At 63.8% G+C, this 12556-nt stretch carries 12 protein-coding genes; 8 read left to right on the forward strand and 4 right to left on the reverse strand.

Annotation, left to right across the window (positions count from 1 at the left end):
* Positions 1-5 precede the first annotated feature (5 nt).
* Entirely contained in the window at positions 6-845 is an 840-nt protein-coding gene (locus ACFUCV_RS13995) for an isoprenyl transferase (RefSeq protein WP_380816762.1), read from the forward strand.
* On the opposite strand, the gene ACFUCV_RS14000 is transcribed toward ACFUCV_RS13995, so the two are convergent.
* Positions 833-1879 (reverse strand): alpha/beta hydrolase, encoded by a 1047-nt coding sequence (locus ACFUCV_RS14000; protein WP_380816764.1) that lies wholly within the window; start codon positions 1877-1879, stop codon positions 833-835. The two genes, ACFUCV_RS13995 and ACFUCV_RS14000, sit on opposite strands and share 13 nt — an antisense overlap.
* A 156-nt stretch (positions 1880-2035) precedes the next feature.
* On the opposite strand from ACFUCV_RS14000, the gene ACFUCV_RS14005 reads away from it, so the two are divergent.
* Complete coding sequence (locus tag ACFUCV_RS14005) at positions 2036-3103, forward strand: quinone-dependent dihydroorotate dehydrogenase (protein ID WP_380816767.1); 1068 nt, start codon at positions 2036-2038, stop codon at positions 3101-3103.
* A gap of 82 nt (positions 3104-3185) precedes the next feature.
* On the opposite strand, the gene ACFUCV_RS14010 is transcribed toward ACFUCV_RS14005, so the two are convergent.
* Together ACFUCV_RS14010 and ACFUCV_RS14015 are read right to left on the reverse strand one after the other, a co-directional pair.
* Positions 3186-4190 carry an aldo/keto reductase family protein gene (locus ACFUCV_RS14010; protein ID WP_380816769.1) on the reverse strand — a complete coding sequence of 335 codons (1005 nt, stop codon included), beginning with the start codon at positions 4188-4190 and terminating at the stop codon, positions 3186-3188.
* Between the two features lie 130 nt (positions 4191-4320).
* Positions 4321-4941, reverse strand: a complete 621-nt coding sequence (locus ACFUCV_RS14015) for a DUF3043 domain-containing protein (protein ID WP_380816772.1) — start codon at positions 4939-4941, stop codon at positions 4321-4323.
* A 73-nt stretch (positions 4942-5014) separates the two neighbouring features.
* Between ACFUCV_RS14015 and ACFUCV_RS14020 the strand changes: the two genes are divergently transcribed.
* The 5 genes from ACFUCV_RS14020 (at position 5015) to ACFUCV_RS14040 (ending at position 10196) form a co-directional block, all read left to right on the forward strand.
* Positions 5015-6565, forward strand: a complete 1551-nt coding sequence (locus ACFUCV_RS14020; RefSeq protein WP_380816775.1) for a dipeptidase — start codon at positions 5015-5017, stop codon at positions 6563-6565.
* A gap of 64 nt (positions 6566-6629) precedes the next feature.
* Complete coding sequence (locus ACFUCV_RS14025) at positions 6630-7016, forward strand: HesB/IscA family protein (RefSeq protein WP_380816777.1); 387 nt, start codon at positions 6630-6632, stop codon at positions 7014-7016.
* 182 nt (positions 7017-7198) lie between these two features.
* Positions 7199-8080 (forward strand): cytochrome c oxidase subunit II, encoded by an 882-nt coding sequence (gene coxB, locus ACFUCV_RS14030; protein WP_380816779.1) that lies wholly within the window; start codon positions 7199-7201, stop codon positions 8078-8080.
* A 14-nt stretch (positions 8081-8094) separates the two neighbouring features.
* Positions 8095-9798, forward strand: a complete 1704-nt coding sequence (ctaD, locus tag ACFUCV_RS14035) for a cytochrome c oxidase subunit I (RefSeq protein WP_380816781.1) — start codon at positions 8095-8097, stop codon at positions 9796-9798.
* The gene (locus ACFUCV_RS14040) at positions 9795-10196 is read left to right on the forward strand and encodes a cytochrome c oxidase subunit 4 (protein WP_380816782.1); all 402 of its coding nucleotides are present in this window, start codon (positions 9795-9797) and stop codon (positions 10194-10196) included. The genes ctaD and ACFUCV_RS14040 overlap by 4 nt, the downstream gene beginning before the upstream one ends.
* Positions 10197-11282: 1086 nt before the next feature.
* On the opposite strand, the gene ACFUCV_RS14045 is transcribed toward ACFUCV_RS14040, so the two are convergent.
* Complete coding sequence (locus tag ACFUCV_RS14045; protein ID WP_380816784.1) at positions 11283-11570, reverse strand: HPr family phosphocarrier protein; 288 nt, start codon at positions 11568-11570, stop codon at positions 11283-11285.
* Between the two features lie 80 nt (positions 11571-11650).
* On the opposite strand from ACFUCV_RS14045, the gene ACFUCV_RS14050 reads away from it, so the two are divergent.
* Positions 11651-12430 (forward strand): GntR family transcriptional regulator, encoded by a 780-nt coding sequence (locus ACFUCV_RS14050; protein WP_380816787.1) that lies wholly within the window; start codon positions 11651-11653, stop codon positions 12428-12430.
* Positions 12431-12556 lie beyond the last annotated feature (126 nt).

Consider the following 12556-nt stretch of genomic DNA (forward strand, 5'->3'; position numbering starts at 1 on the left):
AAGCAATGGCAGGCCAATCCAAGGTTCACCAAAACAGCAGCAGGAGCAGCAGCAAGCCCCCCGTCGTGGCGCCCTGGCCGCATGCCTCCGGCGCGGCCAAGCCGCAAATCCCCGCCGCGCTCATCCCGGCGCACGTGGCCATTGTCATGGATGGCAACGGCCGCTGGGCCAATGAACGCGGGCTGCCGCGCATTGAGGGCCACAAGGCGGGTGAGCCGGCACTTTTGGACGTCATGGCCGGCGCCCTGGAGCTGGGCATCAAGCATGTGAGCGTCTACGCGTTCTCCACGGAAAACTGGAAACGTTCACCGGAGGAAATCCGTTTCCTCATGGGCTTCAACAAGGACGTGCTCCGGCGGCAGCGGGACCAGCTGGACGCCTGGGGCGTGCGGATCCGCTGGTCCGGCCGCAAGCCCCGGCTGTGGGGATCGGTCATTAAGGAATTGGAGGCCGCGGAGGAGCACACCAGGGACAATGACACCATCACCTTGAACATGTGCGTGAACTACGGGGGCCGGGCTGAAATTGCCGACGCCGTCTCCGCCCTGGCGGCCGACGTCGCCGCCGGCCGGCTCAAGCCCCGGGCGGTGACGGAAAAAACGCTGCAAAAGTACCTTTACCAGCCCGACATTCCCGACGTCGACCTGTTCCTGCGCTCCAGTGGCGAGCAGCGGCTTTCGAACTTTTTATTGTGGCAGTCGGCGTACGCCGAATTTGTTTTTATGAACACCATGTGGCCCGATGTGGACCGGCGCACCCTGTGGTCGGCGGTGGACGAGTACGCCCGCCGCGACCGCCGCTACGGCGCAGCGGTGGACGCCGCCGGCAAAGGTCAGGGGGCGTAGCCGCGCAGCCAGCGTGCCAACCGCAGATACGCCTCCGCACGGACGGGCCCGCGGGAGAGAAAGACCTCGTGCAGGGCCCCGTCAATGCGTTCCAATGTCACACTGTTGCCCAGTGACAGGGTCCGCAGCGCCAGGGAACGGACATCGAGCACCACATCGGCGCGCAGCATGTGGTCGCTCCACACCGGTCCCAGCATGCTTTTGGTGGAGAGCAGCACCAAAACGGGCATCGGCAAAGCCAGTCCGGCAGCCACTTCCTGCTGGGCGGCCAGGATGGCCTTCATCCATCCGGCCCGGACCGGGAAGGCACGCGGCGGGCGCATGCCCTGGTCCACCGGCCATTCCCCCAGAGCCTCGTCGCTGATGCCCCGCCAATAAAAGGAGCGCTCCGGGACACGCATGCGCATCAACGGGCGGAGATCGGCAAAATGGACCAGGGGCGCGGCGGCACGCCGGATGGCGGCGCCGCCCTGCATCTCCAGCCAGGGGCTGTTGAGGATCAGCTGGCTGACCAGGTGCGGGAAACGTTTGCTCCACAGCGCCGCAATCAGACCGCCGGTGGAGTGGCCGGCCAAGATGATGGGGACGTCCGCGGGCTCCGGTGCGCCGTGTTCGCGGGCAATGACTGCCTGGGCTGCCAGGATTTCGTCATAATAGTCCGCCAGGTCCGCAACGTAGCCGCCCAGTTCCAGGGACTGCAGGCTCCGGCCGTGGTTATGCAGGTCCAGGGCATAAAAGGGATGGCCGAGCCCGGTAAAGAACTCCGCCAGGCCCGTGTTGTAGAAGTAGTCGCTCCAGCCATGGATAAAAAGCACCGGCGCACGCTGCGCCGGTGCGGCTGTCGGCTGCGCCGGGGAAGGCTGATTCTGGGCCGGCCGCTGCCGGCGGTGCCGCACCAGTGTGGCCCGCCAGCTGCCTTCGGGGACGGGGCCGTTCTGGGCACCTGGGCCCGGCCGTGCCGGCACGGTCAAGACCAAGGCTTGGTAGTCCGGGCCCAGAATGTCCGGTCCCCACTGTGGGGACGTCTGGCTCACGCGCCCACGCCAGCGGCTGGTCCGGTGGATTTCATCAGGCAATGCTAGCGCGTTTCCCGCCACCGCGGCGCCAGAGGACCCGGCCGCCGGACTTTTTGCAGCCGGTGTGCCACGCCCCGTTTTGCAGTTGGGCCGGGGAACCGCAAAACTAGGTTCATGCGAATCTACCCCACAGTTTTCCGGCTCTGTTTCTCCTGGATGGACGCCGAACGGGCGCACAAGATCGGTTTCACCTTGATTAAGCTCATTCACACTGTGGGTGCCGGCGCAGTGTTGCGGCGGCTGTTCGCGCCCCCCGCATCGCTTCAAACCCAGGCCCTGGGCCTGACCTTCCCCACACCCTTTGGCTTGGCGGCGGGCTTTGACAAGGAGGGCACGGGCATAGCAGCCCTGGCCAACCTCGGCTTCGGCCATGTTGAGGTGGGCACCATCACCGGTGCGGCGCAGCCGGGGAATCCGGCGCCGCGGCTGTTCCGCCTGGTCCAGGACCGGGCAGTGGTCAACCGGATGGGCTTCAATAACGACGGTGCGGCAGCAGTGGCACCGCGCCTGGTGCAGGCGCTGGCCGCACTGGCCAAAAATTATGCAACCGTGCGCCCCGTGGTGGGCGTGAACATTGGCAAGACCAAGAGCGTGGAGCTTGACGATGCGCTCGGCGACTACCTCCTCAGCGCCCGCACCCTGGCGCCGTCGGCCGATTACCTCGTGGTGAACGTCAGCTCGCCCAACACTCCCGGACTGCGCCTGCTCCAGGACGTCCAGACACTGCGTCCGCTGCTCACGGGAGTCCGGCAGGCCGCCAACGACGCCGCCGGACGGCACGTGCCGCTGCTGGTGAAGATAGCCCCCGATTTGGCCGATGAAGACCTTGCCCAGGTGGCGGAGCTGGCCCTGGAGCTCAAGCTGGACGGAATCATCTGCACCAACACCACCATCGGCCGGCAGGGGCTTTCCACGCCCGAGTCCGAAGTGGCCGAAAAAGGTGCCGGGGGCTTGTCGGGGGCACCCCTGAAGGCCCGCTCGCTGGCGGTTTTGCGACAGCTGAAGGCCATTGTGGGCGACCGGCTGGCCCTGGTCTCGGTGGGCGGGGTGGAGACCGCCGCCGAGGTGCAGGAACGCTTGGACGCCGGCGCCGCACTGGTGCAGGGCTACACCGCGTTCCTGTATGAAGGGCCCTTCTGGGCCGCCCGCATCAACAGGGAACTGGCGGCGCTGCGCCGGTAGAACCGCCGCGGCGCCGCCGGAGGTGGAGCCCGCACTACAGACGCCCCCACAAGTTGCCCCCGGCACCGGGGGCGTGAAAAAGCTATGCCACGCGCGTGGGCGGGCTGAGCGTCTTGGCGGGGTCGTTGACGACGGACGGGGCCAGGGCCGTATCAATGGCTGCCATGAGCTCCGCCGGGATCTTCACGCCCGAGGCCTTGACGTTTTCCGCCACCTGTTCCGGACGTGAGGCCCCCACCAGGGCGGTGGCCACATTGTCGTTTTGCAGCACCCAGGCCACCGCAAGCTGGGGCATGCTCAAGCCCAGTTCGTCGGCAATGGGACGCAGTTTTTGCACATTGCGCAGAATGTCGTCGTTCAAAAAGGCCTTGATGGTGTTGGCGCCACCATGCTCATCCGTTGCCCGGGAACCGGCCGGCAGCGCGGCACCGGGCAAATACTTTCCGCTCAGTACGCCCTGGGCCATGGGCGACCACACCACCTGGGACATGCCCAGCTCAATGGCTGCCGGGATGACCTCTGGTTCAATGACGCGCCACAACGCCGAATACTGCGGCTGGTTGGACACCAGGGCGAAGCCTGCCTCGCGGGCCAAGGCCTGGCCCGCACGCAATTGCTGGGCATTCCATTCGGAGACGCCAATGTACAGGGCCTTGCCTGCACGCACCACGTCGCCAAAGGCGGCAATGGTCTCCTCCAGCGGCGTTTCGTAGTCAAAGCGGTGGGCCTGGTACAAATCCACGTAGTCCATGTCCAGCCGGCGCAGGGAGTTGTTGATGCCCTCCATGATGTGCTTGCGGGACAATCCGGTGTCATTGGGGCCCTTGGGGCCCACGGGCCAGTACACCTTGGTGAACACTTCCAGGGACTCGCGGCGTTCGCCGGCCAAGGCGGCGCCCAGCACCTCTTCGGCCGCACCGTTGGCGTATGCGTCAGCGGTGTCAAAGGTGGTGATGCCGGCGTCCAGCGCCGCACGCACGCATGCCTTGGCGACGTCGTTTTCCACCTGGGAGCCATGGGTGAGCCAGTTGCCGTAGGTGATTTCAGTGACTTTCAGGCCTGAACGGCCAAGGTATCTATAGTCCATGGTTTCACCCTAGCGGCTGGCGCAACGCCCCGGGCCAAGCAAAACGCCGGGCCCTTCCCTAAGGAAGGACCCGGCGCGCAACGTTGTGGTTCAGTTCAATCCACTCCGGTGCCTGGCCGCTGGCCTGCTGCTAGGAAGGCCATTCGCCGCGGCGGACCATGGGCTTGGGCAGGCGCAGCCGGCGGAACTGCAGGGCGCGCATGCTGGCGTACCAAATGACACCGGCATCGACGGAACCAAACTTGGCCGCGACCAGGCGTTTGAGCTTCCTGCCCATAATCCACACGTCCACGCCCACCAGGGCAATCATGACCCAGAACAGGGCAAAGATGATCAGCTGGGAGTTATTGGAGGTCCCGTCGGCGTTGCGCACGGGAATGAACAGTGTCAGCACCACAATGGCGATGGCCGCGAACATGACGAATTCGCCCAGGCTGAAGCGCGCGTCCACGTAGTCACGCACAAATCGCTTTTGCGGGCCCTTGTCCCGCAGCGGCAGGAAGCGTTCCTCGCCGGTGTCCAGGGCACGGCGCATGCGCATCTGCTCTTCCCGGCGCGCATCCCGCGCCGCCACCTTCGCGGCGCCCCGGTCATTGGGCACCAGGGGGCGCTTGCGTGCCTCTTCCTGCGCCCTGCGCGAGGGTGTGGGCACACCCTTGGCCGACTGCGGGTCCCGCAGCCGCATCGACGTCTCGTCGGAAACAGGCGTTACCTGCAGGTCGGGGGCTTGATCTTTCTTACGTCCAAACACCCGTCTAGAATACCCTGAACCCGAAGCGGCACCGCACACCCGGCGCCAATGCCGCAGCGGTAGTCTAAATGCCATGACTACCCTTGGATCCCAAGAACCCGGCCCGACCGGAACGCCTTTTGCCCCGTCGCCCCCCCTGGCCGGCATACCCGGCCACAAGCTGCGTGAAAGCGTCGCAGCGGACTTCGCCTCCACAGTGGCGGAACTGAAGGAGCTTGTGGCCATTCCCGGCATTGCCTGGGAGGCCTTTGATCCGGCGCCGCTGGACCGCAGCGCCGAAGCCGTTGCGGGACTCATCCGTGCCAGTGGCGTCGACGACGTGCAAATACTGCGGGTGCCCCACCCCGACGGCGGCTGGGGCGGACCTGCCGTGGTGGCACGGAAGGCAGCCGCGCCGGGCCGGCCGACAGTGGTGCTGTACGCCCACCACGACGTCCAGCCGCCCGGGGACGGAGCGCTGTGGAACAGTGAGCCGTTCACAGCCGTGGAACGCAACGGGCGTTTGTACGGCCGGGGTGCCGCCGACGACAAGGCCGGAATCATGGCGCACCTGGCCTCTTTCCGTGCCGTCACCAAAACCCTGGGGGAGCGCTTCGGCATTGGGGTCACCTTCTTCATTGAGGGGGAGGAGGAGGCCGGCTCGCCCACCTTTGGTGCCTTCCTGCGTGAACACCGCGCCCTGTTGGCCGGGGACGTGATTGTGGTGGCCGACTCCGCCAATTGGCGCGTGGGCATCCCGGCTTTGACCACGAGCCTGCGGGGGCTGGTGGACGGGACCATTGAAGTGCGGGTCGCCGAACATGCCGTGCACTCGGGCATGTTCGGCGGGCCGCTGCTGGACGCCCCCACCATCCTGGCCCGGCTCATTGCCACCTTGCATGACGGGCAGGGCTCGGTGGCCGTGGCCGGCCTGCACCGTGGCCCTGAAAGCCCGCTGGACTACGCGGAGGCCGATTTCCGTGCCGATGCGGCAGTGCTGGAGGGGGTGCAGCTGGCTGGCACCGGCTCCATCACTTCCAGACTGTGGACGCAGCCGGCCCTGTCGGTGATTGGCATGGACATTCCCAGCGTGGACATGAGCTCAAATACCCTGCTGCCTGCCGCCCGGGCAAAAATAAGTCTGCGCCTGGCACCTGGACAGGACCCCCAGGAAGCCATGGCGGCCCTGGCCGAGCATGTGAAAAAACATGTCCCCTTTGGTGCCCATGCAGTCTTCACCCCCGGGGAGGCAGGCCAGGCCTTTGCCACCGACACCACCGCCCCGGCCGCCCAGGCCGCCCTCTGGGCGCTGGGGCAGGCCTGGGGCGTTCCCGCCGTGGAAACGGGCATGGGAGGCTCCATTCCCTTCATTGCGGAATTGAAGGAGACCTACCCGGATGCCCAAATCCTGGTCACCGGCGTGGAGGACCCTGACTCCCGTGCCCACAGCGCCAACGAGTCCCTGCACCTGGGCGACTTCCAGCATGCGGTCACGGCCCAGGCGCTGTTGCTGGCAGCCATCAACAACGGCGCCCTGGACCCGGCGGCCGCGCACGCACCAGCCCGGGAAGCGCAGGCAGGGCCGGACCAGGAACAGGCGCCTGCAGGCGGGCTGCGGGAACACAAGGAAGGTTCTGCGGGTTGAGATAAGTTAGCGTCGTGCATTGGGCGCGACGTAGCATGTAGATGTACCTACGTAAGGAAATGCCATGACTGCAAATGTCCACGAAGAATCCGCAGCTACCGCCGTCGCCGGCTCGGAGCTGCCCGCACACGGCGTGCTCATCAGCGACGTCGCCGCCGGCAAGGTCCGCAGCCTGCTGGAGCAGGAGGGCCGCACCGACCTGCGGCTGCGCGTGGCTGTCCAGCCCGGCGGCTGCTCGGGACTCATTTACCAGCTCTACTTCGACGAGCGCATGCTCGACGGCGACGCCGTGCGTGATTTTGACGGCGTCGAAGTTGTCATTGACAAAATGAGCGTTCCCTACCTCGATGGCGCCAGCATCGACTTTGAAGACACCATTTCAAAGCAGGGCTTCACCATTGACAACCCCAACGCCGGTGGTTCCTGCGCCTGCGGAGATTCCTTCCACTAACGTCCCCGCCCCGCCGCCAACGGGGCAGTGGCAAGGCTTTCTTTGCGATCGTTCGACGCACGGAGGGCTCAGTACGCTTTTTGCGTGCCATAGCGGTAAGCTCTACATCGAGTAGTAAAACCCATTTGGCTCCAGCAGTGCCTAACCGCTGCAGAGCAAAGCAACAAGAGGAAGGGCCGTCTGTGAGTTCGCAGGACCGAACCGGCAGCCGACGCGCAAAAGTCATCCCCACAGCAGGATTGGCGATTGCCGGAGCGTTAGCTTTGTCAGGATGTACGGCAGAGAATAAGAACGGCTGGTTGCCAGCCGAGCGTGACACCACCAACCACACCGCCGGCATCATTGACCTCTGGGTCAATAGCTGGATCACGGTCCTGGCCATCGGGCTCATCACCTGGGGCCTGCTCATCTGGTGTGTCATTGCCTACCGTCGACGCAAGGGCGCCACCGGGTTCCCGCGTCAGACCAGCTACAACCTCCCGTTGGAGATTTTTTATGTGCTGGTGCCGCTGTTCATGGTATTGGTGTTCTTTTATTTCACCGACCAGGAACAGGAATCAATCAACGCCCGGGTGGACGATCCGGACGTCACCATTGATGTGCGCGCCAAGCAGTGGTCGTGGGACTTCAACTACCTTGAAGGCAATGACGTTGAGGAAGCCGTCTTTGACATTGGCGTGCAGGCGAATCTGACGGGGGAGGCCTTCGACAAGACGACGCTTCCCACCCTCTACCTGCCTGTGAACCGCACCGTTGAACTCCAGCTCAACGCCCGCGACGTCATCCACTCCTTCTGGGTGCCGGCATTCCTGGATAAAAAGGACATGCTGCCGGGACGGACCAACTATATGAACCTCACCCCCCAGGTCGAGGGAATGTACGACGGCAAGTGCGCCGAGCTTTGCGGTGAATACCACTCCGAGATGCTCTTCAACGTCAAGGTGGTCTCGCAGGCCGAGTTCGACGCCCATTTGGCATCGTTGAAGGCGAAGGGCCAGACCGGCTCGGTGGGCCAGGAATACGACCGCAATCCCAACGCAGGTAACACTGCGCAAGAGAAGTAGGGGGGAAGAGGAAAGTGTCTACACTCGAGTACTCGGCGACCGGAGTTACTTCGGCCGCACCTAGGGTGGTTCCCGTGTCCAAGGGACGCATAGTCGTCAACTGGATCACATCAACCGACCACAAGACCATCGGCTACATGTATCTGATTGCGTCGTTTATTTTCTTCTGCCTGGCAGGCGTGATGGCGCTGGTCATTCGCGCGGAGTTGTTTGAGCCCGGGATGCAGATTCTGCAGACCAAGGATCAGTACAACCAGCTGTTCACCATGCACGGCACCATTATGCTGCTGATGTTTGCAACGCCCCTGTTCTCCGGTTTTGCCAATGTCATCATGCCCCTGCAAATTGGCGCACCCGACGTTGCCTTCCCGCGTCTGAATGCCTTGGCTTTCTGGTTCTTCCTCTTTGGCAGCACCATTGCGGTGTCGGGCTTCATCACCCCGCAGGGAGCGGCAGCCTTTGGCTGGTTTGCTTACGCACCCCTGTCAAACACCACCTTCAGCCCCGGCATTGGTGGCGACCTGTGGGTCTTTGGTCTGGCACTGTCGGGCTTCGGCACCATCCTGGGTGCAGTGAACTTCATCACCACCATCATCTGCCTCCGTGCGCCCGGCATGACCATGTGGCGCATGCCGATCTTCACCTGGAACACCCTCATCACTGCCATGCTGGTCCTCATGGCGTTCCCGCCGCTGGCCAGTGCCTTGTTTGCCCTCGGTGCCGACAGGCGCTTTGGGGCGCACATCTTTGACGCCGAATACGGTGGCGCCATGCTGTGGCAGCATCTGTTCTGGTTCTTCGGCCACCCGGAGGTATACATCATTGCCCTGCCGTTCTTCGGCATTGTCTCTGAGATCTTCCCGGTGTTCAGCCGCAAGCCGATCTTCGGCTACAAGGGTCTGGTCTTTGCGACCATTGCCATTGCAGCTTTGTCCGTGACGGTGTGGGCCCACCACATGTATGTCACCGGCCAGGTCCTGCTGCCATTCTTCTCCTTCATGACCATGTTGATCGCGGTGCCCACGGGCGTGAAATTCTTCAACTGGATTGGCACCATGTGGCGCGGCTCGCTGACCTTTGAAACCCCCATGCTCTGGAGCCTGGGCTTCATCATCACCTTCCTGTTTGGTGGTCTCACGGGCATCATCCTGGCCTCGCCGCCGCTGGACTTCCACGTATCCGACACCTACTTCGTCGTGGCCCACTTCCACTACGTGGTCTTCGGCACTGTGGTGTTTGCAATGTTCGCCGGCTTCTACTTCTGGTGGCCCAAATTCACTGGAAAGATGCTGAACGAACGTCTGGGCAAGATCCACTTCTGGCTGTTGTTCATTGGCTTCCACGGCACCTTCCTGATCCAGCACTGGCTGGGCGTATTGGGCATGCCGCGTCGCTACGCCGATTACCTGGTGGAGGATAATTTCACCTGGATGAACCAGTTCTCCACCATTTCCTCCTTCGTGCTGGGCGCTTCCATGATTCCCTGGTTCTGGAATGTGTACATCACCTGGCGCAGCGGCAAGAAGGTGATGGTCGATGATCCTTGGGGCTTTGGTGCTTCCTTGGAGTGGGCCACCTCCTGCCCGCCGCCACGGCACAACTTCACGTCCCTGCCGCGCATCCGTTCCGAGCGTCCTGCCTTGGATCTGCACCACCCGGAACTTGCACCGCACTATGTGCCTGCCGTGGCAGCCGACTCGAAGGGAGCCAACAAGTGAAGATTGAATCCATGCTGTTCAGCCTCACCGGCATCTTCTTCATTCCAGTAGGCACCGTGTACGGGTTCATGACCGGTTGGACAGAGGAAGTGGGCTTCCTGGCCCTGTACCTTCTGGCCGGGCTGTGCCTGATGGTCGGCATCTACCTCAGCTTCACCGGCAAGCGTGTTGGACCCCGACCCGAGGATCGTCTCGATGCCGAGGTTCATGAGGGGTCCGGCGAACAGGGGCACTTCAGCCCCTGGAGCTGGTGGCCGCTGATGTTGGGCCTGGCCGCAGCAACAGGCTTCCTGGGCTTGGCAGTGGGCTGGTGGGTCCTGTTCATCGGTGCCGGCCTGGCCGTCATTGCCTTGGTCGGCTGGGTCTATGAATACAGCCGCGGAGACCACGCCCACTAGCGTGTAGTTCGCGTAGACATACTGAGATAAAAGGAATTGCCCCCCGCTTGTACAAGCGGGGGGCAATTCCTTTTTGCTGGCCTGCGGCGCTGCGGTGGCTGGCCGGCACTGCACACTGTGGTGCGACAACATCCCCTGGCGGGGCTTGGGATGGCCCGTGCAGTGCCGCTTGCGGCCGCTTTGGTGAGCCCGCCCCTGTCCAAGGCCAGGGGATCTGCTCAGGAACTTAGGGCGGGATGCCTTGGTGGGGCAGCCGCTCCGGGTGCCCGTCCAGGGCCGATCATTTGCTTGCTTGCCTGCCTGCCTGCCTGCCTGCCTGCCTGCCTGCTGGCTTGCTGGCTTGCTGGCGCCAGCCTGCGTATACAGGTGCCCAACGGCCTTTGCAGGGTCCGGCACTTGCCGCGGGGGAGCTGGGCGGTCCATTGGGCCCGGTCCTTGTGCTGCTGCGCTGGGCTGCCGTCAAGGGGCGGTGCGGCCAAGGGTTCCGCCTGTGCGTCGGGTCGCCGTGCCGCGGTGGCGGATGTCGCCTGTGTACGCAGCTTCGGCCACGTCGGCGAAACCGCCCGTCAACAGCCCTGGGTCATTTACAAGTTTGACTTGACCGGAGGCTGTGGCTTGTTCTGACGGTGGCAATGGTGTCCGGGGAAGATCTCCACGGAAATTCACGCGAAGGACGTTCCTGTTGCAACTCTTTGAGGAGTAGTTTTGTACATTTATGTGGCGGTCCCACCGGCCCGTTTGAAGGCCGGGCAGAAGGTGCATCGGCCTACGCCGAAAAGCCCGGCAATTTGAACAGGCGTGGGCATTCCTGCCCAGTGAATGGAGGCCCAGGGTGCCTCCTGCATCCTGGGAAGCCGGGGCCGCTGTCCGCGCCTGGGCAGTCTGTCAGGACTTCCCCAAGTCGGGGCCGCTCCCTGTTGGCGGCGGTGGGTCCCTGGCCGGTGGTGGATAGGCTCTCGTGTATCCGAACGGAACGCACCCAAGCCCCTGACCCACGGCTCAGGCACTAAAACGCGAAACGCTTCAACTCCCACACCGGAACAACACCCAACAGCCGCGTGTCGCCAACTTAATCGACAACGACGGCTAGCGGTCCAGGAGCGGGGAATGCAGGAGCTCGGCAAGTTCATCTATGCCGGCTTCCACTTCATGCTGGGAGGCTATGCAGTCGGCCGCGACTGTAATCTCCACTTCGGCGCCGTGGTCGAAGTCCGCGGTCATGACAGCCAATAGAGAGCGGGCGTCAACTGGAGCAGTCCCCGGACGCGATAGCATGATGGGCAGGCCTGTCTTGTTGACGGCTCTCACAAAGGCAGCGGCGGGACGCGCGTGCAGTCCAACGCTGGCGGCCACCGTGGCTGTGCGGGTGTACATGATTGACTCCTAGACAGTAGATCTTTCTGTATAGAGAGTAGCGGTGTTTCAGTCTCCCATTTGTCACTGGAAGGAGATTTATGGGTTACCTTGTTCCATCCGCGACTGACATTGCGGGGGAGCTGGACCGCGATTGCGGCGTATCCGTCCACGTTCAGCTGCGGGAGCTGCTCCGCACCTACATTGTGGAGGCCAGCAAACCGGGCCGGCAGCTGCCCTCGGAACGGGATATGGCACACCGCTTCGGTGTTGCGCGCATGACCTTGCGCCATGCCGTGGAGGCGCTTGTTGAAGAGGAGCTGCTGGAGCGTGTGGTGGGGGTGGGGACATTTGTTGCCCGCACCAAAATGGACCTGACCCTCAAACTCACCTCCTACTCCGAGGAGATGACCCGCCGCGGCATGCGGCCCTCGGCCCGAACCCTGGCCTTCGAACAGATTCCCGCCACGGCCCGCTTGGCCCGGGAACTGCAGTTGGAGGAAGGTCAAGGCGTGATTCGTCTGCGCCGGCTGCTGTTGGCCGACGAGGAGCCCATGAGTGTGGATGAAAACTTCATCCCTGCCTGGCGGGTCCCCGGCCTGCTTGAGGGCGGGCCGCCATCGTCGCTGTACAACGTTTTGGGGGAGCGGTTTGGTTTGATCATCGAGTGGGGGGAGGACACCATCGAGGCCAATGCGGCCACGCCCTCCATTGCCCGGCTGTTGCAGGTTGATGTGGGCGCGCCCGTCTTGCGGACCGAACGGCATGCCTTTGTTTCACGATCCACCGTGGACTATTCGGTTTCCTTTTACCGCGCCGACCGCTACAAGCTCCGTGTGCCCCTCCAACGACCCGGAGTGCGTGCCCGCCGGGTCTACTAGCGCGGGAAGCAGCGTCCGCCCCTGCAGCGCCAGCCACCGGCGCAGTGACCGGCTGCCGGCGTCCTCTTCGGCTGGTGTGGGGGATGGAAGCGCAGAAATGACAAGAGGCGGCTCCCGGAACCGGGA

This window comes from Specibacter sp. NPDC057265 (assembly GCF_042668835.1).
Lineage (GTDB): Bacteria > Actinomycetota > Actinomycetes > Actinomycetales > Micrococcaceae > Specibacter.